Source organism: Bradyrhizobium sp. SZCCHNPS1003 (assembly GCF_032381555.1).
Lineage (GTDB): Bacteria > Pseudomonadota > Alphaproteobacteria > Rhizobiales > Xanthobacteraceae > Bradyrhizobium.
Genome location: NZ_JAUHIU010000036.1, coordinates 13,163 through 32,066, shown reverse-complemented (window position 1 = coordinate 32,066; position 18,904 = coordinate 13,163). Strand labels below are relative to the sequence as shown.

Below are 18,904 nucleotides of genomic sequence, written 5' to 3'. Positions count from 1 at the left end.
GTGGTACCTGCCGCCTGCATTTTTTCTCGCAGGCGGGCCGCAGGCGTCAGCCGACGCCTGGCCTTCCCTGCGCCCTCTGCATTTTGAAGAGGGACATGTCGGTGCATCCCTCGGGCGATGTTCGCTGCGAGGCTGCGTTCGCGTGTCCGGGCTGTTTGAGATGTGAAGCGGAACGAGCCGGACAAACGCTGCCGTAGGGTGGGCAAAGCGTCCGCCCGCGGGGCGGGGTGCGTGCCCACCGTCGATTGGCGCACTGCGGAGCTAATGGTGGGCACGGCGCGCGTGGGGCCGCCACGAAGCGGCGGCCGGCGTGGCGTGCCTTTGCCCACCCTTCAGAACGGTGATCAGGCCCGCGCGCCGGTGAACGGGAAGCTGCCCATGAAGCCGATGCCCATCTCGCCGGAGATGGTGTCGCCGGCGACCTTGCCCTTGAAGTCGAGCGTCAGCGGCATCGGGCTGGTGATGGAGACCTTCCAGGCGACGTCGTCGCCGTTGACGGTGCCGTCGAAGATCTCGGCGGAATCGCCCTCCGCGGCCTGGGTCCCCGTCAGCGTCGCGCCCGAGCTCTTCACGCTCAGCGTCGCGCTGCGCTCGCCCATCGGCGTATTCAAGGTCAGATTCCAGTTGCCGTCCACAGCCATCGATCGTTCTCCTGGCGTTGCCATCCCGCACCCCGAAGCACTGTTCGAGGAAGCCTCGGGGCGCCCCTATAGCGCATCTTTGCTGATAAGCCCAATACGGCGATCGGTTGCGTCACGCGCGCGCGGCCCGCAAGCGGTTGGCGACCACGAAGCGGAAGGCGACGAACTGCAGTGCAAAAGCCGCGACCTTGGCGCCGCCCGCGACCACGGTGATGTAGAGCACCCACAGCTTGATGTCGCCGGTCATGGCGACCGCGATGGTGCCGAGACCAAGCGCGAACATCAGCGCCGCCCAGGCGAAGCCGGCGACGTTGACGTATTCCGGAATGGTCTCCGCCACGATCGGCGGAACGTAGCGCAGCATCCAGCCGCGCTTGAGCATGATGAGGCCGATGGCGAAATGGCCGATCGCAGGCTTGGCGAACATGAAGCGCGGGTCGTTGGTCAGCAGCGTGACGCCGCCGAGCACGATGACGAGGCCGACGCTGGCATAGGCCATGAAGCTGAGGCTCACACCCCTGACGCGGGCGTAGACCACCTGGACCACCGCGACGGCGACCGCGGCGGCCGTGGCCAGCACGACGTTATCGGTAGCGATATACAGGATGAAGAAGACCGCAGCCGACAGGAAGTCGGCCGTCAGTTTGGCAAACACGTCCTTCACGCACGTCTCCCTGGGGCACACCCCGTCACGAATCCTGGCCGGACATTGCGGCCGCAGTCGGTGCGGCGATGTCTTTCGTCTTACGATACTCAGGATACCAGCGCGTGAAATAAAGTGCACTGTTGCGTGCGGCAAAGGCGATGGCGAGGCCGGTCCAATAGGGCAGGCCGGGGACGTAGAGCGTCATCAGGTTGCCGACCATCATCAGCAGCGCCGACAGCGTCCAGGCGCCGGTGATGACGTAATTGGCGCGCAGAAAGCCGGGAATCGCCACGGTTTCCGGCGGGACCGCCTCGAGCGCATATTGCAGCGTGAACGGAGTGCGCAGCAGCATCGAGCCGAGCGACAGCGCGAAAATGCCGCAGTCGACCGCGAGGCGCACCGCCGAGGCGCTCAGCGTCGGGTCGATGAGGCTGAGGTAGGCGGCTACGCTTGCGAACACGATCGTCGAGCCCAGGCCGAGGATCTTGATCGAACGTCCCTTGGCGACGTCGAGCGCAATCACGGCCAGGCACATCACCGTGGCTACGGCCAGGCTGAGCGTGGCCGAGACCACCATCATCAGCGCAGCGTAGACGCCGTAGGGCGCAAGGATAAGGAAGATCGTCATGGCGTTGGTCTGGCCAATCTTTACACCGCCAAGATTGATAGGGCGCGGACGGCGCCGCGTCAAGCAAATCTTGACAGTGTCAAAATTTCGTGAGATCGCGAATTAATACAGGTTAATCAATGGTTTGGATTTTCGCTGCCGACCCAATTGCCGTGGAAGCCATCGGGCACGCGGTGTCCGAGATGCACCAGGGCGACGGGACCGCCGCCGATGTCGGTGGCGTTGAAGACGGCGAGGTCGCTGGTGTTGGAGCCGGCGCGCCAGACCACGGTCAGCAGCCAGCCGTCGCCCTCGGCGGCATCGAGGCTGCGCGGCACGAACACCGGCTCGGACAGGGTGTCGCCGGCGGGCAGCAGGTGGGTCGCCTGGCGCGTGCCGGCGCCGTCGACACGGGCGAGCCCGGACAGCGCGCCGAACAGCGGCCCATCCGGATTGGCGCAGGCGTACCAGCCGTGACGGCTCTTGAGCCCGGCGCGGCGGTCGTCGATGCGGGGAAATTCGCCGGTGAGGTCGTCGAGATAGGTTTGCGTGAAGCGGTCGGTGCTGCCGGCGAGGTCGAAGCTCCAGCGGCACAGCCGCGCGACCGACTTTGCCGGATCGGTCGGGCGCCCGTCGGGATGCGGAAACAGCGGCGCTTCCTCGAACTGCATGACGTCGGCGACGATGCGGCTGCCGTCCTCCCAGGCGTTCATGATGTGGAAGACGTAGCAGGCGTCACCGCGAAACCAGACGATGTCCTTGATGTCGCCGCTGCGCTTCATCACACCGACATAGGCGCCCTTGTCGGGCTCCCAGGCATAAGGCGGCTTGCCGGACATTGCGCGCTCGATGCTGCCGGTGAGCGGCAGGATTGGAAACAGCACGTGGTTGGCCGTGACGATGAAGTCGTGCACCATGCTGGCATAGGGCGCCTCGAAACGATCGATGCGCGTCAGCTTGCCGGCAGCATCGACCGTGCCGTAGGACAGCGCCGGCGTCAGCGGACCGGCGGCGTTGTAGCCGAAGAACAGCAATTCGCCGGTGACCGGATCGGTCTTCGGATGCGCGGTGAAGGCGCCGCGCAGGCGGCCGCCGAAATCGTGGTAGCCGCGGGTGGCGAGCGTGCCCGGCTCGATCGCGGTCGGCAGATGCGCCTCCTCGAGCGCGAGCAGGCGGCCGGCATGGGCGATGATGTTGGTGTTGGCGACGCCGCCATCAGTGACGTCGGCGGGCGCGTCCGCCAGCCGGCGGCCGAAGCCGCCGAACAGGGCGTGGCCGGCCTTGCGCTCGGCCTCGAATTTCGGCGTGCGGATCCAGCGGTTGCGATAGGACGCGCGGCCGTTCTCGAGATGGAAGGCGTGCAGCATGCCGTCGCCGACGAACCAGTGCGAGCCGGGCGAAGCGAATTGCGGGTTGGGGCCATTGCGATAGAACGTGCCGTTCAGCTCACGCGGCAGCTCGCCGGTGATTGCGAGGAACGGCGCGTCGCATTCGAACGGGATCGGCGCGAGATTGCTGCGCTCCTTCCGAGTCTGCCGGGCGGTCGTCGGCGTAGCGTCGCTCATGGTCGTTCCTCCACTTTATCTTTACGTTGTAAAGATAAAGCTAGCGGGCGAACATGGCGGGGTCAAGCCAAATCTTTACGCTGTCAAAATTGCTTGTATAAGGAAGCTCATGACGAGCAAGACTGAAAAAGTCCGGGCGCAGCCTCGACGCATCGCGACATCGGCGGCACGGGCGCGGGTGCGGCGGGCGGCCGGCACAGCGGGCGAGGCGGCGACGCCCTATCATCACGGCGCGCTGCGTGATGCGCTGCTGGAGGCGGCCGAGCGCGTGCTGGAGCGCGACGGGCTCGCCGGACTCACCTTGCGCGCAGTGGCGCGCGAGGCCGGCGTGTCGCATGCGGCGCCGACGCATCATTTCAAGGATCTCACCGGCCTCGTCAGCGAGCTCGCCGCGATCGGCTTCACGCGCTTCAACGCCGCGATGAAGGCGGCGGGCGAGCAGCCGGGCACGCCGATCGAGCGCGCGATGGCGCGCGCCCGCGCCTATGTCGCCTATGCGCAGGCCAATCCCGGCATGTACGGGCTGATGTTCCGCACCGAGCGGCTCGACTATTCGCGGCCGTCGCTGCACGAGGCGGCCGAGGCCTCGTTCGCCGGGCTGGCGGGCTCGGTGGCCGCACGCAGCGAAGGCCAGGTCGGCAACGAGGAGCTGTCGCTCGATCAGGCCGCCGCGATCGCGCGCGCCTGGTCGCTGGTGCACGGCTACACGATGCTGCTGCTCGACGGCCGTCTCGCCGACATCCTGCGCCGCTCGCCTGCTGGCACCAACGCCGAATCGCTGCTCGAGGCGATGCTGAAGGCCACCGTGCCGAAGCTGCCGCCTGGCGCGCAAGTCGCGGGATGAGGACCAGGAATGCGAGAGAAAGCGGCTCGCGGCCCGCGCAAACTGGGGACGGCTCGAAACGGCGGCCGGAAACACCTGACAGCGTCGCCAAATTATCCTAGAACGGCGGCCTCGCGAGGTTCATCTCTTCTCATCGATCATGCCTGTCATCCCGCCGACCAAACCCTATCGCATCGGCCGCTCCAAGACGGGGCTCGGCCTGTTCGCAACCCAGCCGATCAAGAAGGGCACCAAGATCGTCCGCTATTTCGGTCCGCTGCTGGATTCGAAGAAGGCGGACGAGGACGCGATCGAGAACAAATATCTGTTCGAGCTCGACAAGCGCTGGACCATCGACGGCTCGGTCCGTGAGAACGTCGCCCGCTACATCAATCATTCCTGCAAGCCGAACGCCGAGTCCGACGTCAAGCCGCGCAAGAAGAAGATCTTCATCCGGGCCATCAAGAACATCGAGCCCGGCGAGGAGATCAACTACGACTACGGCACCGACTACTTCAAAGCCTATCTGAAGCCGATCGGCTGCAAATGCGACGCCTGCGAGAAGAAGCGGGCGAAGCAGAAGGCCGAGGCGCGTGCCGAGCGGACGCGGGTGAAGGCGAAGGCCGAGAAGAAGGCGAAGAAAAAGGTCGAGAAGCCCGTCAAGGACAAGGCCAAGCAGCGGCCCAAGGCCAGAGCCAAATCGGGCGGCGAGGCTGCTCGCGGCAAGGCCAAGACCCGGCGCCCGGCTGCCGGCAATCGCGGCAAGACCAGATCCACCCCGGCGAAGACCCTGACCAGCCGCGCCAAGGCGGCCTGAGCCGATCAGCTCGTTTCCGGGATCTCTCAGGACGGCTTGCCGAAGGCCAGCGTCGTCCAGGTGACGCCGGAAGCCCGGTTCTCCGCGCCGAGCGACTCGCCATGCCGGTTGAGCTGGAGCGTCAGCCCGAGCTGCCGCGCCGGCTCAACGATCGTCTCGGCCGCGATGTCGAACATCCGGCGGCCCGGCGGCACCGGACCATGCCGCAACGTCATGATCAGCATTCCGCCGGGAGCAATCCGCGCCGCGATGTTGGGAAGCGCGCGTCGCCGCTGCTCCTCATCGAGATGCATCAGGACGGCGGTCAGCATGACGAGGTCGAACTGCTCGCCACGAGCGGCCAGTGTGGCGAGCTCCGGAAGGCTGTCGTCGATCCAGGTGATCGCAGGCGAGGCATGCAGCCGCATGGCGCCGACGCGCAGCGCATCGGTCGGCTCGACGGCAACCACCTGATGTCCGAGGCCTGCAAACCACGCGGCGTCGCGCCCCGTGCCCGCTCCAATGTCGAGCACGCGTGCGGGCGTATTCGGCAGCAGATGAAGCACGGCGGCATGAACCTGTTCCGACGGGATGCTCTCGTACCGCACGAAGAGACTGTCGGCTTCAGCGGCGTAGCCTTCCGTTCCTCTCACCTGCGGCTGCATCGCTGCGATCTCCTGTCGGTCGCCGATTATGCCGAAGGTGCATTCGCCGCGCATGCCCAATCTCGGTTGGGGCGGGAGCGCCGGCCCGCGCGAGCACGATGGCCGGCGCTCATTACCGATCGGCGTCACGCCGCTACGGTGCCGGAACTGCGGCGCAAGCCGATATATTGCAGCTCGGCGAAGACGCCGGTGCCCACCGCCTGGGCCGCGACGAAGATCTCGCCGAGCGCGTTCGGGGTGACGAGGCCCGAGAACAGGAGCGCGATGCTGCCGACCGTCCACGCCGCATTGCCGGCGATGACCAGAAGGATCAGCGGCCTTGGCGCCATCGGCCGCGCGCCCAGCCAGCCGACGAAGGCCGCGTAGACGATCAGGAACAGACCGGTCTCGCGCAGCAGCGCGTCGGGCAGTTGCAGCAGCGCCGCCAGCGGCGAGGCGCCGAATGTGAGCGCGAGCCCGGCAATGCCGCTGAAGGCGGCATCGGCGAGCAGGGCGCGGCGGAGCAGGGCGGACGAGGTGATCATGTCGGGTCTCCTTTGGTTTGGGGTGAGGGCGGTTCAGCGGAACCAGGCCAGGAGCTGACGGCGCAGGCGCGCCGGGCGCAGCGAGCGTGCTGCCCTTGTCTCGATGGCGTAGACTTGCGCGAAGACGAGGCTGCCGGTGACGTGCAGCAGCGGCTCCGGCAGGTTGAGCGAGCGCGCCAGCAGCGATGTCGCGAGACCCGCCAGCCAGTGGCCGACTGCGGTGAAGGGAAAGGTCTCGGGATTGCGCTGCCTGCTCATCGTCATCTCCTGTGGTGAGGACGATGACCTGCGCCGGGAGGCATTTCGATTACCTGGCAGGTCATGGAGGCGCTGACGTCAGCGTGATAGGTCTTGGCCCATGAATGCACAGCTTGCTTCGGCGCGCGCCGACCGCGCCAGACCCGTTCATGTCGGTGAGCACCTGCGGCAATGGCGGCAGCGCCGGCATCTCAGCCAGCTCGATCTCGCGCTCGATGCCGAGATCTCGGCGCGCCATCTGAGCTTCGTGGAAACCGGCCGCGCCGCGCCGTCGCGCGACATGGTCCTCAAACTGGCGGAGCGACTGGACGTGCCCTTGCGCGAACGCAACGTTCTGCTGGTGGCGGCCGGCTACGCGCCCGCCTTCCAGCAGCGCCCGCTGGATGATCCGGCGCTCAAGCCCGCGCGCGAGGCGATGAACCTCGTGCTCAAGGCCCATGAGCCCAACCCTGCGCTCGCGATCGACCGGCACTGGAACCTGGTCGCGGCGAACCGGATGATCGCGCCGCTGCTGACAGGCGTCCCACCGCGACTGCTTGCGCCGCCGCTCAACGTGCTGCGCGTGGCGCTGCATCCGGAGGGGCTCGCAGCGCGGACGGTGAATCTCGCCGAATGGTCCGGACATCTGCTCGAGCGGCTGCACCGGCAATGCGAGGCGACGGCGGATGCCGATTTGCTGAAGCTTTATCAGGAGCTGAAGTCCTATCCGTTCCCGGCGCGATCGGCGCCGCTCGCGGCCGACAGCGTCGCGATCCCGCTGCGGCTGCGGGTCGGGACCGACGTGCTGAGCTTCTTCTCGACGACGATGGTGTTCGGCACGCCGGTCGACATCACGTTGTCGGAGCTGGCGCTGGAGACCTTCTTTCCGGCCGATGAGCTCACGGCCATCAGGCTGAAGGAGATGGTTACCTCGCCGTGACCGCGCTTGTCTCGGCGATGCAGAGGCTTATCTTGCGCGGATCGCAAGCGAACCTGGAGCGAGGCGCATGAGCACCTTGAAGCCGCTGATCATTGATGTCGTCTCCGACGTCGTCTGTCCCTGGTGCTACATCGGCAAGAAGCGCATCGAGGACGCGCTGGAGCTCGTGCCGGACGTTCCGGTCGAGGTGAATTTCCGGCCGTTCTTCCTCAATCCCTGGGTGCCGCGCGAGGGCATCAGCCGCGAGCAGTACCTGACGACCAAGTTCGGATCGGTCGAGGCCTACAAGGGCATCGCGGGCCGCGTGGTGGCGGCCGCGGAGCAGGAGGGGCTGAGCTATCATCCCGATCGTGTTGCCCGTCAGCCCAACACGATCGATTGTCATCGTCTGATCCGCTGGGCCGCCGAGATCGGCAAGGCGCCCGAGATGAAGCAGCGGCTGATGGAATTGTATTTCCGCGACGGCGGCGATCTCACCGATATCGATGTGCTGGTGCAGGCCGCAGCGGATTGCGGGCTCGATGCCCAGGTGGTCCGCAAGATGCTGGCGACCGACGAGGATGTGGCGCTGGTCTCTGCCCAGGCGCAGGAGGCCGCGGAGAAGGGCATCTCCGGAGTTCCGACCTACGTCTTCGCGCAGAAATACGCCGTCTCCGGTGCGCAGGATCCGCAGATGCTGGCCCGTGCCATCCGGCAGGTGTCGGCGGAGGTCAACGCCGAGGCGGCTGAGTAGTCGGCCGGCGCCTTCGGATGGCGCGGATCGCATGCACCGCGCGGCGTGCCATGGCCAGGCCTTCGCGTCGCGCCGTCAATGCGCCGTGAATAAGCTCGACGACCGGATCGCGCGTATAGAGCGGGATAATCACGTCACCGATGGCGAGGCGCTCGCGCCAAATCGGGTTGATCATGGGATGGTCGGGACCGGCAGTGGAGTCGGCGGCGTTGATCTTCGGATCCGCGCAAAGGTGCCGTGTCAGGTCGAGCGTCAGCTGGACACCGGGCGAGTATTTCGCGAAGCGCTCGTCGACGCCGAGCTTGAAGAAGAAGGCGCGGTCCTGATGGCGCAACACGACGCCAGCGGCGACGGTGGTGTCGCCCGCCCGGAGGCTGATGATCTCGCAGGCCTCGTGCTGCGCAAGCGCCGGTGCCGCGTGTCGGATGAACGCCGCGTCGCCGTCGTGCTGGATCAGCGCAGTGCCGCGGCGTCCCTTCCAGCCGCTCGCCTCCAGGACCAGAAACGTCTCCAGCGCAGCGGAGACGTCGCCGGGAGAGCGCGCGACCTCGAAGCGAACCGCGCCATGCTCGGCCAGCCGATGACGCAGGCGGCGCAACTCCTTCAGCTTCTTGGCGCCGAGCGCGTCATGCAGCACTTGGTCGGCGTCCCCGGTCGCATCGAGAAAGGCTCTTTCATAGCAATGCAGCATGCGCGGGCGCAGGCCGCCGCGACGAAGGGCCGCGTCGAACGCCTGCATCACGGAGCCTGCCAGCGACATGTCGCGCAGCAGCACGGCGCGAGCGCCTGTTCGTCGCGCTTCGTCGAGCATCTGCGCCGCAGCCGGCTCCGCGCTCCCTGCGTCGAGCAGCGGCGTGCACAAAGTGCCGTAGGGATGGCCACTGGCGAGCGCGGGCAGCGGAAGCCTGCAGGCATGCCATAGGGAGGTCGTGGGCATCAGGCCGATGAGACGCGAAGGCTGATCGTCGTCCCATGCGCACAGCGCCGATGTTCCGGTGCGGCCACGCGCCGTGGCGTTCACCGCGCGTTCCCAGCCGGGCAGGTAATAGCCGTTCGGCTCGCGCGCACGCTCCGCCAGATCCTGCCATGCCTGCGGTGAAATGGTCTCGAGCGGCACCAGGTGGGCGGCGCGCACGCGCGCGCGCGGATCGGCCTGGTGGTCCCTTGCCGTCGATGAAGCAGTCGCAATCGCGCGATCGATGATCTCGGCCACGTCCCGATGGTCCCCTCGCGGCGCGGACAACCCGCACCGCGCGGGCGACACTAGCGCAAAGCTGAGAAGAGACACTTGACGTTGGCAGACAATTCGAATCGATGCGTTAACGGCCGGTTCAGCCTATCGCCGGCTGCGATCAGCGGATCAGCGCCACCTCGCGGAAGGCGCCGATCAGGGGCTTCTCGAGCTTGCCCTCCATCTCCTGGAGGATCTCATAGGCCTTCTCGCGCGTCATCACCGGCTTGTAGCTGCGATATTCGATCAGCGCAGAGAAGATGTCGGAGATGGTGAGGATGCGTGTCAGATCTGGAATGTTGTCGGCCATAAGCCCATCGGGATAGCCGCTGCCGTCGAGAAATTCGTGATGGTGGCGCACCGCCTTGAGCACTTCGTCGGTGATCGCTGCGTTGTCCTTCAGCGCTTCGTAGCCGGCCACGGGATGGGTTTCCACCAGCGTGCGTTCCTTGACGTCGAGCCGTCCCGGCTTGTCGAGAATGGTCAGCGGGATTTTGGCCTTGCCGATGTCGTGGAACATCGCGGCCATGTAGAGACGCTCCAGATCGGAACTGTGGACGCCGAGGCTCAAGCCGAAATCCACGGTGATGCCGGTCACGAGCAGGCAGTGTTGATAGGTGCCTTCGTGATGGCGGCGAACGGTGGCGAGCCAATCGGACAGACCGTTTTCTGCAATGCATTCGGCAATTCGCTTGCCGGCGCGCCGGGTCTCCTCGACGTCGATCGCTGCACCGCCCAGCACGGCTGCAAACATCGAGGCGATGCAGGACGCGCCGGTAAATGCGGCCTGTCGGTCGTCGACCGCGATGCTCTTGGCCGCAGAACCGGGGCGCACATCGAGCAGCTTTCCGAGCAACTGATTGCGGCTCGGCGTGCTCGACAGCACGCTCGTCGCGCCGAGCGCATAGGCCTGGACCGTCGACAGACGGGATTTGTTGTTGGTGAGGAAGATCCGCCGCGGAATACGCGAGAGCCGGTCGGAGATCTCCTTCAATGCGGTGATGTTGTCGACGCGGCGCAGATCGGCGGCCACGACGATCGCGTCGATGTCTCCGCCTTTGAATTCGGCGTCACCGATCAGTTCAGATGTGAGCGAGCAGCGCTCGGCCAGCATGCCGCGAAGCAGAGCGAGCTTGGCTGTGTCATCGCCGACGAGGTGAACGTTCATGGAAAGCCAGGTCCAGGGTCATTCCGCGCTTTTGCGAACCAGATGTTCCGCAGGAATCGTTAAATTTGAGCCATTCGTTCGCTGTGCGGTTGCGGAGTTGCGTTAGCTAAGAACTAACAATCCGCAACTGATGCGGTAGCCCGTTCCTGCACGCCAACTGACGTGGCGAGTTCCAGTCGACGTGGCGGATCCAGATCGCCTTCGGGTCAAAATCACTTCATCGGCAGGACGGCTTTGTAATCTTCAGAAACACAGTCGTCGGCGGACGCCGCGCGTCGCCGGTCGATGATCTCGTTGTGCCTGATCGTGAGCCGATAGGTCTGGCGCCGGAGCGCGGCGCCGCTCACCGAGATGATTCCGGCCCGCACGCAGGCGGTCCATGTATCGCCGGCATCGATCTGTCGGGCGGATGTGGCCTCGAGATCGCGCGGCAGCGTCGTTGCGACGAAGATCATGTCGAGATTCTTGCGCACCAGAAGTGCGACATCCGGCGCGGCTTCGGGCTGCGGTGGCGCGGGCGCCTTGGCGCGCATGAAGGCCGGCAGGCGCGCATTGCTGTCGGCGGCGCAGCCGGCCAGAAGCAGGGCCGAGAGCAGCCCCACCTGTGACGCAATCCGCCGCATGTCTCATCGCCCCCGTTGCGGCGCGCACGCTAGCCAGCGATCGCGGCATTGCTACGGGGATCTCGTGCAGCAACGATGTCCGGCCGCGGGCGGCAAGGGCGCGAACGGCGCCGGCCGTGCGGCGTCGTGCTCACCGGATTGTGCCCGTCGGGATGAACCGGGTCACGAACCGGCTCGACCAACAGGCACGCCATGAGCAGATTGGAGGTCCCATGTTTCGGCACGCTCTCAGGGCTGCATTGCTCGCCGGCGGCCTGTTTGCCGGCCTCACTCCCGCATTGGCCGAAACCAGCAGGCTGGCGCTGGTGATCGGGCAGTCGGCCTATCGTTCGGTGACGCCGCTGCCGAATCCCGCCAATGACGCCAAGGTCATGGCGCAGATGCTGGGGGAGGCGGGGTTCGAGGTGACGACGGCCGCCGATCTGTCGCAGCGGGACCTCAACAGGGAGGTGGGCGACTTTGCCGCCAAGATTGCGGCCAAGGGACCCGACACGGTCGCGCTGGTGTTCTATGCCGGCCACGGCCTGCAGATCGATGGCGAGAACTATCTCGTGCCCGTCGACGTGGATCCGCGACGTGAAGCCGACATTCCGCTGCAGGCCGTGCGTCTCAACGATCTCCTGAACACGCTGAATTCTGTGCCGAGCCGGATGCGCATCCTGCTGCTCGATGCCTGCCGCAACAATCCGTTTCCTGCCATCAGTCAGAACGTGGGCCGCGGCCTTGCGCTGGTCGACACAAAGACGGGAGCGCCGGGCACCTTCCTGTCCTACTCGACCTCGCCCGGTGCGGAAGCCGAGGATGGCACCGGCGCCAACAGCCCCTACACCACGGCGCTGCTGCAGGCGGCGCGGGAACCGGGCCTTCCGATCGAGCAGGCGTTCAAGCGCGTGCGCGTCGCGGTGAACAAGGTCACCGAGGGTCGGCAGACGCCGTGGGATTCGTCGTCCTTGACGGAGGATTTTCGCTTCGTGGTGTCGGCGGATGCGGGCGCTGCCAATGCCGGCCCGCGGCCGGTCGTCGCCAAGCGCAGCGTCGACGAATGGAAGCGCAACCTGGAGGGCAAGCCGATCGAGGCCGCCAACGAAATCATCGTCGGCGACGGCAGCGTCGAGGCGTATGAGGCCTTCGTGGCGCTCTACACCGCGCCGCCCTATGGCCCGCAGGCGCGCGAATGGCTCGACCTCCACAACAGGATGGCAGCCTGGAACGAGGCGGTGCTGATCAATACGGTGGCGTCCTATCAAGGCTTTCTCGACCGCTATCCGAACAGCGACCTGACCCCGACCGCGCGCAAGCTGATCGAGCGCTTGCGCAACCGGCCCGTGGTGACGCCCGTGGTGGCGGCCGCCAACGCGGCGATCCCGGCAACCCCGCCGGTCGTGCCGGCCGTTGCCGCGGCTGGTCCCACCTGTCCATGCTCGCAGACGCCTCCGCCGGGCCGGAAGTCCGAGACGCAGAAGCGGGTCGAAGAGAAGCCGGCCCGAAAGCGCGACGAGGATCCGCCCAGGCGCGCTAGCCGCACACCCCGTCGCGATCCAGATGATGTCGTCGTCTATGCGCCGCCGCCTCCGCCGCGCGAGTATTATGGACCGCCGGTGCGCGTGGCGCCGCCGGTCAGTATCGGGATCGGCATCGGCGGTGGCTATGGCGGTGGTTATGGGCGGGCTCCGCAGAGCTATCCGACACGGCGCGGTTACGGCTACTGAAGCTCGCTGACCTCTGCGCATCGATGTGGCCGTCCGCAGGGGCGGCCACTGACGTTTGAGAGGTTCGTTCGGGTCGTCCTCTCGGTTCCGCCATCCGTCATCGCCCACCACCACTCGTCCCGCGGATGCCGCCGCCCGTCCCATCCCGCTCGATCCGCCTGCGAAGGCTGCTTTCATGGCCCGGCTGCGTCGCCTCGGATGCAGTTTGCGGGAGGAAGAGGTCCATGTCATTGCGTCGAGCGGGTGTTTGCGCGGTCGTCATCTGGAGCCAACTGATGGTGGTGCCGGCCGTCTCCTGGCAGCACTGGAGCGGCGATGCCGGTGGGACGCGGTTCTCTCCGCTGGCGCAGATCACGCCTTCCAATGTCGATCGGCTCGTGCCTGCCTGGGACTATCACACCGGGGATCTGCAGAGCCGGCCGCCCGCGGCCGCCTTGCGGACCAAGTTCGAGGCGACGCCGATCCTGGTCGAGGACAGCCTGGTGTTCTGCACGCCGTTCAACGAGGTGGTGGCGCTCGATCCCGGCACCGGCGTTCAGCGCTGGCGTTTCGATCCCAAGGTCGGCAACGGACGGCGCCCGGCCAATCGCTATGCCTGCCGCGGCGTTGCCTATTGGGTGGACGAGCGGGCGCCAGCCGGCGTGGCGTGCCGCAGCAGGTTGTTCATGGGCACGGTCGATGCCCGCCTGATCGCCCTCGATGCCCGGACAGGGCAGCCCTGCGCCGGCTTCGGAGCGGACGGTGAAGTGCGGATCGACATCGCCAAGGACCTGCTGTGGCCGGGCGAATTCCAGATCACCTCGGCGCCGGTGGCGAGCAGGGGTGTCGTGGTGGTCGGCTCATCGATCGGCGACAATGTGCGGGTCGATGCGCCCGAAGGCACGGTCCACGGCTTCGATGCGCGCACCGGCGAGCTGCGCTGGCGTTTCGATCCGCTGATCCATGACGGCATCGCGGCGGGACATGCGAACGTCTGGGCGCCGATGTCGGTCGACGAGGTGCGCGGCCTCGTGTTCCTTCCGACATCCTCGCCCAGTCCGGATTTCTTTGGCGGTGCGCGTCCGGGTGACAACAGGCACGCCGATTCCGTGGTCGCTCTGCGGATCGAGAGCGGCGCACTGGCCTGGTCGTTTCAGACCACGCATCACGACGTCTGGGACTACGATCTGCCGGCGCAGCCGACCCTGGCGCGGATCGAGACCGGGCAGGGTGCACGTGACGTCGTGATGCAGCCGACCAAGCAGGGTTTCGTGTTCGTGCTCGACCGCGACACCGGCGCGCCGATCTGGCCGGTGGAGGAGCGCGCGGTGCCGCAGGGCGCCGTCGAAGGTGAGGTTCTGTCGCCGACGCAGCCGTTCCCGACCCATGTGCCGCCGCTGCTGAATCAGCACTTCGAAGTGGCAGAGGTCTTCAGGGCCGTGCCGCGCGTCGTCGATTCCTCCTGTGACGATCAGCTCGCGGCGTTGCGCAATGAAGGTCTCTACACGCCACCGACGACTCAGGGTGCGTTGCTGTTTCCAATGACCGGAGGCGGCGTGAACTGGGGCGGCGTGGCGTTCGATCCCGTGCACCAGATCCTTTACGCCAATGTCAGCCGCGCCATCCACATCGTCAGGCTGATCCCGCGCGCCGAAGCTGACCGGATGACGCCGCCGCGCGGTGTCGATTTCGGATTGCAGCGCGGGTCACCGTTCGCGGTGACGCGGGTGGTCGCCATGTCCAGGCTCGGCCTGTTGTGCAACCGGCCGCCATGGGGCGAAATGGTCGCGGTCGATCTCAAGGCCGGCAGGATCCTGTGGCGCTCGACGGTCGGCACCACCGAGGATCGCGCGCCGCTCGGGCTGGCGTTCAAGTGGGGCACGCCGCTCGTCAACGGCGTCGTGGTCACGGGCGGCGGCCTCGTCTTCACCGGCGCGATGGATGCCTATCTGCGCGCCTTCGACGCTGTCTCAGGTCAGGAGCTCTGGCAGGGCCGGTTGCCGGCGCCGGGCATCGCCATTCCGATGACCTATGAATGGAAGGGCGAGCAATTCGTGGTGATCGCAGCGGGCGGCCATTCGGAGGCGGGCACATCGCTCGGCGACAGCGTCGTGGCGTTTCGGCTGGCGCGCGATGGCGAAGGGCCCTCGCTGTGGTCACGGACGATTGATCGTCCGGGCGGACGGTTCGCCGCCGGCGCCCTGCTCGCGGTCGGGGTGCTGGTCGGTCTGTTGGTGACGTTGTGGCGATGGCGCCTGCGGCGGGTCTAGCCCGCCGCGCCGCCATCAGTCGAATGCGACGCCGATCCGCTTGTCGTGGCTCCAGACTGCGTGGCAGCGCCGCGTGAACTTGTCGGCCGGGATCACCAGCGTGAAGGCTTCGGGCAGACCGACCGGGCTGACCACCTCGACCCTGGCGCCGGTGTCGGACATGTTGCGGACCATGCAATCGACCGCGCCGCCGCCGTCGAATGCCAGCCTGCCCTGCTTCAGCACCCGATGCCTCGGTGCAATGCGCTTGTCACTCGTCTCGCTCATGGCCTGTAACCCGGTGCCGAATGGCGTCACCTTTCGCGTCAAAAGCACCTAAAATAAATCAGTCTCGCGTTTCGATCAGATGAATCCGGCCTGCGAAGCCCGGGCCGTCGCCTTCATGTTTCGTTAACCCCCCCCGCCGGGCCGCGGATCAGAGAGGCCGCAGATCAGAGCATCGCGAAGGCGCTCGACACCATGGCCACCGGCTTGCCATCGCCGGCGCTGGTCAGTGTGACCCGCCCGAAGCTCATGGTGCGGCCCATCCGCACCACGCGCGCATCCGCCAGCACGTCAGCGGAGGCAACGGCGCGCATGAAATGCGTGGTCTGGTCGACAGTGGTCATCGGCCGGTAGCCGCCGCTCGCGGCGACCATCCCGATCACCATCGCGGTATCGGCAAAAGCCATCAGCGCCTGGCCGCAGACGACGCCATTGTCGCGGCAGAGCCGCGGCGAGAACGGCATGCGCAGGATGGCGCCGGCTTCGCCCTGCGGAGACGGCGCGATGTCCTCGACGATCAAGCCAAGATCCTTGATCCAGGGCGCGAACACGTCATCGAGGATGCGCCTCGCGTCGTCGGTGGTGAAGTTCAGGGTCTCGTTCGGCACGCGCGGAGGTCCTTCCATGATCGTGTCATCGATTTGTCTTGGCATCGACTTGCCTCGCCGCGATCGGCGGAGCCGCCGGAATGTTGCCGCAGAGCGGCGGCTTGAAAAGGCCGGAGTTGGAAAACTATGATGAGGGCACACCGTGGAACAGACGGCAGGTGCGCGCAGACGATGCGGCCGTGAACATCCCGACCTGTGGTCCACCGTTCCGGCACAGTGCCGCGGGCTTGGCGCATGGCGAAGCGATGGTATAAGGCGCCTATACCGGGGAGTAACCAATGAAGAAGCTGATCGTGACGATGGCGGTCGCCGTGCTGGCCGGCTGGGCGGTTCCCGCAATGGCGCAGATGCCCAACATCAACCTTCTCGCCGACGGTCCCTCCAAGTCGCCCGAGGAGAAAGAGGCCGAAGCGGCGCGGGAGCAGGCCTACAAGGACACCATGCGCAAGATTCCGGACGCCAAGACGAGCGCCGATCCCTGGGGCAACGTCCGGGCGGCGGAGCAGCCCAAGGCGGCGCCTGCCATGAAGACCACCGCGGCCAAGAAGCCGAAGGCTGTCGGCAGCACCAACTGAGATTTATCGCGTTCGGGTCGGCGGGCTCTGATCCTCCCGGGCCCGCTTGCCTGATTGCGGACTCGGATTCCTCGCGGCCCCGTCTATATTGACGGTGTGGCAGCGCGTTGGAGTTCGTCGATGGGGATGCGTCCTCGAGACATGGCCAGCCGGATGGCGGCCCGGCGCCAGAGGAAGAGCGCAGGCCCGGTTCGCGACGGCTACGTTCGTGATACGTTCACGCTGCCGCGCGAGCAAGCGCGCGCCAAGGCCCGCGATTATCTGACCCGCTATCCCAAGGCCGGCTACATGAGCGCCGTCGAAAGCTGGCGCGAGCTTCCCGATGGGGCCATCGAGTTCACGATGCGGCGGCTTCCCAGCGCCGATTGAATCATTCCGGCTAGCGCCTCATTCCTTCTCGCCGAGAAGCTTGCGCGTGTCGCGATTGATGAAATGAAGCCGCGTGCAGGCCTTGCAGACCACGGTTTCATAGGCGTACGCGGGATCGCCGGGCTTCGGCTCTTCCAGCCAATGCTGCACGTTCATCCCCGTTCGCGGACATTTGAAGATCAGATTACCCATACAAATTTAAATGTCTGCCAGGATGCAGACAGGCATTTTGATCTGGATCAAGCTCGGCTGGCGAAATGACGCGCAGTCACCTCGCCGGCCACAGGCTTCGGTTGTGGTTCTCGTCGGTGACGATCTACAAGAGGTGTGGCGAGCCGTCAGGCCTGATCCAGCGACTCGGCGACGATCCGGATGCGGAAGACCGGCTGCCGTGCCTCGTCGAGCAGCTCCATCTGCCATTCGGAGTTTTCGGCGAGCTTGCGCGAGATGCTGCTGGCCATGTCGGCACAGACGGTGGTCATCTCTTTCCAGGCTGCGTTGCGGTCGGCGCACTCGGTCCCATACTCGGACGCGCCTGAGAAGTGGCCGTTACGGATACGAAAGAAATAGAGCGGCATTGCCAAAACCGGTGAGCCCTGACCGCCCCAGGCCGCTGGGTTTGATGTACGCATCGCAAATGGAAGCGCAAAACCCCCTCGGATCAATTCCGGTAAAATACGGTCGGTCGCGCTGTCCGTTGAGCTGATTGCCGTTGAGGATGTGCGGCGCAATCGGACGGATTGCGGGCCAACGAATGAGCCTCGGAGAATGAGCCTCGGACCGCCGCGGTCCGAGGCTCGGCGTCAACGTCGTAGCTTCCCAGCGAGGGCAGTTCGGCAATGACGTAATTAGACTAGTGCGAAACTAGTAGGCGTGCCTTGCGTCAGATCAAGGTTGCCATCTCGATCAATCGCCGTGGGACGCGCGCCTAGCTGTGATCGAAGATTCGTTCCGGCACGACTGTCAGTCGGTAGGCGATCTGCGTCGCGCCGTCGACCAGTTCCAAGAGTTCATCGCAAGCCGGACAACGCCTCTCTCCCGCGGCGCCTTGCTGCGAGTGAAGCTCGATCCTTTGAAGGCCGGCCCTGCAGGACGGGCAGGTCACGTCATCTCTTGTCATCGCCAATATGAAGCGCAACGCCAGCGATCCGTTCCTCGACATCACGACAATGACGGGGGGATGCATCCCGAGCGGAGCTATCAACGTCGAAAGCCCCGGACGTCGTCCGGGGCTTTCTTTCGGCGCGGATGGTTTCAGGGCCGTGCGCCTACGGGTGACGGAGCCTGCAAATGTTGTAGCTGGCAGGCTACAAGGGATCGGTCGACGGCACACCACGGGCGATACACCAAAGGCGATACACCACTGACAATGTGCGGCGACATCATCGCAACGAACAAACAAATCCGGGGCTGATCAAAAATTTGCTCAGACGTACGACAACCACGATTCTATAACGCAACCCAAAGTTTATGACAATGGTTTGTGGCTTGAAGATGTCGTGAGCGCCGCGTGCTGCGTGATGCGGATCACGCCGGCTTCCATTCGGCCCACTCATTCGCCCGGTCATAGGGGGCTGCGCGAACGGCCCTCGTGGCTCCCTCTGGCATGGCACGAGACAGCGTCCTGGGGTTCGCCGTTTCATCTGTCGCTCCGTCATATGGCGGCCGTCGAGCTGTTCGCGCGCCGGCCATTGCTCCGGTCGGAACGCAGGGTGCCATTCCGATCCAGATAGCCGCGGCAGATCCGCGGACACTTCTGTTGCGGAACTTCATGGCCGGACACAGCTTGCGCGCGGCCGAGCATTGCATGCGCATCTGCATCGAAACCGTGCGCCTGCACGCACGATGAGCCGAACAAAAGCAGAAGAGGCGAGGGAACTTCGTTCCTGTCAGGAGAACCCCGGAATGTGCGATCTACGCACGCGTGTAGG

Annotated in this window: 22 protein-coding genes; 8 read left to right on the top strand and 14 right to left on the bottom strand. The window is 65.9% G+C overall.

The genetic code is table 11. The annotated features are described in order from the left end of the window. Window positions 1-344: 344 nt before the first annotated feature. The 4 genes from QX126_RS33080 to QX126_RS33065 all read right to left on the bottom strand — a co-directional run bounded on the left by QX126_RS33080 (window position 345) and on the right by QX126_RS33065 (window position 3,459). Entirely contained in the window at window positions 345-641 is a 297-nt protein-coding gene (locus QX126_RS33080) for a hypothetical protein (protein ID WP_315739925.1), read from the bottom strand. A 112-nt stretch (window positions 642-753) separates the two neighbouring features. After that, a complete protein-coding gene (locus QX126_RS33075; protein ID WP_315739924.1) occupies window positions 754-1,305 on the bottom strand; it encodes a septation protein IspZ in 552 nt (183 codons plus the stop codon). Window positions 1,306-1,330: 25 nt separating this feature from the next. Then, window positions 1,331-1,915: a hypothetical protein gene (locus QX126_RS33070; protein WP_315770669.1), complete on the bottom strand. Its 585-nt coding sequence runs from the start codon at window positions 1,913-1,915 to the stop codon at window positions 1,331-1,333. A gap of 116 nt (window positions 1,916-2,031) precedes the next feature. Next, window positions 2,032-3,459 (bottom strand): carotenoid oxygenase family protein, encoded by a 1,428-nt coding sequence (locus QX126_RS33065; RefSeq protein ID WP_315786759.1) that lies wholly within the window; start codon window positions 3,457-3,459, stop codon window positions 2,032-2,034. Window positions 3,460-3,568: 109 nt separating this feature from the next. On the opposite strand from QX126_RS33065, the gene QX126_RS33060 reads away from it, so the two are divergent. Together QX126_RS33060 and QX126_RS33055 are read left to right on the top strand one after the other, a co-directional pair. After that, the gene (locus QX126_RS33060; RefSeq protein ID WP_315739921.1) at window positions 3,569-4,303 is read left to right on the top strand and encodes a TetR/AcrR family transcriptional regulator; all 735 of its coding nucleotides are present in this window, start codon (window positions 3,569-3,571) and stop codon (window positions 4,301-4,303) included. A gap of 139 nt (window positions 4,304-4,442) precedes the next feature. Then, window positions 4,443-5,099, top strand: coding sequence for an SET domain-containing protein (locus tag QX126_RS33055; RefSeq protein WP_315786756.1), 657 nt, complete (start codon window positions 4,443-4,445; stop codon window positions 5,097-5,099). 26 nt (window positions 5,100-5,125) lie between these two features. Here the strand turns inward: QX126_RS33055 and QX126_RS33050 are convergent, their stop codons facing one another. The 3 genes from QX126_RS33050 to QX126_RS33040 all read right to left on the bottom strand — a co-directional run bounded on the left by QX126_RS33050 (window position 5,126) and on the right by QX126_RS33040 (window position 6,525). Further along, window positions 5,126-5,743, bottom strand: a complete 618-nt coding sequence (locus QX126_RS33050) for a class I SAM-dependent methyltransferase (protein ID WP_315786773.1) — start codon at window positions 5,741-5,743, stop codon at window positions 5,126-5,128. A gap of 125 nt (window positions 5,744-5,868) precedes the next feature. Continuing rightward, window positions 5,869-6,267: a hypothetical protein gene (locus tag QX126_RS33045; RefSeq protein WP_315786754.1), complete on the bottom strand. Its 399-nt coding sequence runs from the start codon at window positions 6,265-6,267 to the stop codon at window positions 5,869-5,871. A gap of 33 nt (window positions 6,268-6,300) precedes the next feature. Further along, window positions 6,301-6,525 (bottom strand): hypothetical protein, encoded by a 225-nt coding sequence (locus tag QX126_RS33040; RefSeq protein WP_315739917.1) that lies wholly within the window; start codon window positions 6,523-6,525, stop codon window positions 6,301-6,303. Window positions 6,526-6,625: 100 nt separating this feature from the next. Here QX126_RS33040 and QX126_RS33035 point away from each other — a divergent pair, with 100 nt between their 5' ends. Both QX126_RS33035 and QX126_RS33030 read left to right on the top strand, forming a co-directional pair. Then, on the top strand, window positions 6,626-7,444 hold the full coding sequence (locus tag QX126_RS33035; RefSeq protein WP_315739916.1) for a helix-turn-helix transcriptional regulator: 819 nt from the start codon (window positions 6,626-6,628) through the stop codon (window positions 7,442-7,444). Between the two features lie 67 nt (window positions 7,445-7,511). Then, window positions 7,512-8,177, top strand: coding sequence for a DsbA family oxidoreductase (locus QX126_RS33030; RefSeq protein ID WP_315756534.1), 666 nt, complete (start codon window positions 7,512-7,514; stop codon window positions 8,175-8,177). Here QX126_RS33030 and QX126_RS33025 read toward each other — a convergent pair. The 3 genes from QX126_RS33025 to QX126_RS33015 all read right to left on the bottom strand — a co-directional run bounded on the left by QX126_RS33025 (window position 8,155) and on the right by QX126_RS33015 (window position 11,199). Next, window positions 8,155-9,390 carry a GNAT family N-acetyltransferase gene (locus tag QX126_RS33025; RefSeq protein ID WP_409999147.1) on the bottom strand — a complete coding sequence of 412 codons (1,236 nt, stop codon included), beginning with the start codon at window positions 9,388-9,390 and terminating at the stop codon, window positions 8,155-8,157. The two genes, QX126_RS33030 and QX126_RS33025, sit on opposite strands and share 23 nt — an antisense overlap. 139 nt (window positions 9,391-9,529) lie before the next feature. Next, complete coding sequence (locus QX126_RS33020) at window positions 9,530-10,576, bottom strand: HD-GYP domain-containing protein (protein WP_315786751.1); 1,047 nt, start codon at window positions 10,574-10,576, stop codon at window positions 9,530-9,532. Between the two features lie 212 nt (window positions 10,577-10,788). Further along, a complete protein-coding gene (locus QX126_RS33015) occupies window positions 10,789-11,199 on the bottom strand; it encodes a hypothetical protein (RefSeq protein ID WP_315786749.1) in 411 nt (136 codons plus the stop codon). 212 nt (window positions 11,200-11,411) lie between these two features. Here QX126_RS33015 and QX126_RS33010 point away from each other — a divergent pair, with 212 nt between their 5' ends. Both QX126_RS33010 and QX126_RS33005 read left to right on the top strand, forming a co-directional pair. After that, window positions 11,412-12,908, top strand: a complete 1,497-nt coding sequence (locus tag QX126_RS33010) for a caspase family protein (RefSeq protein WP_315786746.1) — start codon at window positions 11,412-11,414, stop codon at window positions 12,906-12,908. Between the two features lie 275 nt (window positions 12,909-13,183). Beyond that, window positions 13,184-15,157, top strand: a complete 1,974-nt coding sequence (locus QX126_RS33005) for a pyrroloquinoline quinone-dependent dehydrogenase (RefSeq protein ID WP_315786767.1) — start codon at window positions 13,184-13,186, stop codon at window positions 15,155-15,157. A gap of 15 nt (window positions 15,158-15,172) precedes the next feature. Here the strand turns inward: QX126_RS33005 and QX126_RS33000 are convergent, their stop codons facing one another. Continuing rightward, window positions 15,173-15,424 (bottom strand): PilZ domain-containing protein, encoded by a 252-nt coding sequence (locus tag QX126_RS33000; RefSeq protein WP_315716061.1) that lies wholly within the window; start codon window positions 15,422-15,424, stop codon window positions 15,173-15,175. Between the two features lie 164 nt (window positions 15,425-15,588). Continuing rightward, window positions 15,589-16,047, bottom strand: a complete 459-nt coding sequence (locus QX126_RS32995) for a PaaI family thioesterase (protein WP_409999146.1) — start codon at window positions 16,045-16,047, stop codon at window positions 15,589-15,591. A 260-nt stretch (window positions 16,048-16,307) separates the two neighbouring features. Here QX126_RS32995 and QX126_RS32990 point away from each other — a divergent pair, with 260 nt between their 5' ends. Both QX126_RS32990 and QX126_RS32985 read left to right on the top strand, forming a co-directional pair. Beyond that, a complete protein-coding gene (locus QX126_RS32990; RefSeq protein WP_315739911.1) occupies window positions 16,308-16,604 on the top strand; it encodes a hypothetical protein in 297 nt (98 codons plus the stop codon). 120 nt (window positions 16,605-16,724) lie between these two features. Next, window positions 16,725-16,973, top strand: coding sequence for a hypothetical protein (locus QX126_RS32985; protein ID WP_315777525.1), 249 nt, complete (start codon window positions 16,725-16,727; stop codon window positions 16,971-16,973). 18 nt (window positions 16,974-16,991) lie between these two features. Here QX126_RS32985 and QX126_RS32980 read toward each other — a convergent pair whose 3' ends face one another. Both QX126_RS32980 and QX126_RS32975 read right to left on the bottom strand, forming a co-directional pair. After that, entirely contained in the window at window positions 16,992-17,129 is a 138-nt protein-coding gene (locus tag QX126_RS32980) for a hypothetical protein (protein WP_315739909.1), read from the bottom strand. A gap of 182 nt (window positions 17,130-17,311) precedes the next feature. Further along, window positions 17,312-17,551 (bottom strand): DUF6894 family protein, encoded by a 240-nt coding sequence (locus QX126_RS32975; RefSeq protein WP_012045383.1) that lies wholly within the window; start codon window positions 17,549-17,551, stop codon window positions 17,312-17,314. Between the last annotated feature and the right edge of the window lie 1,353 nt (window positions 17,552-18,904).

What these genes read in the sequence shown, in the direction of transcription:
- QX126_RS33005 (WP_315786767.1), top strand. Translation starts at nt 13,184, where the DNA reads ATGGTGGTGCCGGCCGTCTCCTGGCAGCACTGGAGCGGCGATGCCGGT.
- QX126_RS33080 (WP_315739925.1), bottom strand. Translation starts at nt 641, where the DNA reads ATGGCTGTGGACGGCAACTGGAATCTGACCTTGAATACGCCGATGGGC.
- QX126_RS33065 (WP_315786759.1), bottom strand. Translation starts at nt 3,459, where the DNA reads ATGAGCGACGCTACGCCGACGACCGCCCGGCAGACTCGGAAGGAGCGC.
- QX126_RS33040 (WP_315739917.1), bottom strand. Translation starts at nt 6,525, where the DNA reads ATGAGCAGGCAGCGCAATCCCGAGACCTTTCCCTTCACCGCAGTCGGC.
- QX126_RS33060 (WP_315739921.1), top strand. Translation starts at nt 3,569, where the DNA reads ATGACGAGCAAGACTGAAAAAGTCCGGGCGCAGCCTCGACGCATCGCG.
- QX126_RS32990 (WP_315739911.1), top strand. Translation starts at nt 16,308, where the DNA reads ATGAAGAAGCTGATCGTGACGATGGCGGTCGCCGTGCTGGCCGGCTGG.
- QX126_RS33050 (WP_315786773.1), bottom strand. Translation starts at nt 5,743, where the DNA reads ATGCAGCCGCAGGTGAGAGGAACGGAAGGCTACGCCGCTGAAGCCGAC.
- QX126_RS32975 (WP_012045383.1), bottom strand. Translation starts at nt 17,551, where the DNA reads ATGCCGCTCTATTTCTTTCGTATCCGTAACGGCCACTTCTCAGGCGCG.
- QX126_RS33015 (WP_315786749.1), bottom strand. Translation starts at nt 11,199, where the DNA reads ATGCGGCGGATTGCGTCACAGGTGGGGCTGCTCTCGGCCCTGCTTCTG.
- QX126_RS33000 (WP_315716061.1), bottom strand. Translation starts at nt 15,424, where the DNA reads ATGAGCGAGACGAGTGACAAGCGCATTGCACCGAGGCATCGGGTGCTG.
- QX126_RS32995 (WP_409999146.1), bottom strand. Translation starts at nt 16,047, where the DNA reads ATGGAAGGACCTCCGCGCGTGCCGAACGAGACCCTGAACTTCACCACC.
- QX126_RS33045 (WP_315786754.1), bottom strand. Translation starts at nt 6,267, where the DNA reads ATGATCACCTCGTCCGCCCTGCTCCGCCGCGCCCTGCTCGCCGATGCC.
- QX126_RS33055 (WP_315786756.1), top strand. Translation starts at nt 4,443, where the DNA reads ATGCCTGTCATCCCGCCGACCAAACCCTATCGCATCGGCCGCTCCAAG.
- QX126_RS32980 (WP_315739909.1), bottom strand. Translation starts at nt 17,129, where the DNA reads ATGAACGTGCAGCATTGGCTGGAAGAGCCGAAGCCCGGCGATCCCGCG.
- QX126_RS33070 (WP_315770669.1), bottom strand. Translation starts at nt 1,915, where the DNA reads ATGACGATCTTCCTTATCCTTGCGCCCTACGGCGTCTACGCTGCGCTG.
- QX126_RS33020 (WP_315786751.1), bottom strand. Translation starts at nt 10,576, where the DNA reads ATGAACGTTCACCTCGTCGGCGATGACACAGCCAAGCTCGCTCTGCTT.
- QX126_RS33010 (WP_315786746.1), top strand. Translation starts at nt 11,412, where the DNA reads ATGTTTCGGCACGCTCTCAGGGCTGCATTGCTCGCCGGCGGCCTGTTT.
- QX126_RS33030 (WP_315756534.1), top strand. Translation starts at nt 7,512, where the DNA reads ATGAGCACCTTGAAGCCGCTGATCATTGATGTCGTCTCCGACGTCGTC.
- QX126_RS32985 (WP_315777525.1), top strand. Translation starts at nt 16,725, where the DNA reads ATGGGGATGCGTCCTCGAGACATGGCCAGCCGGATGGCGGCCCGGCGC.
- QX126_RS33035 (WP_315739916.1), top strand. Translation starts at nt 6,626, where the DNA reads ATGAATGCACAGCTTGCTTCGGCGCGCGCCGACCGCGCCAGACCCGTT.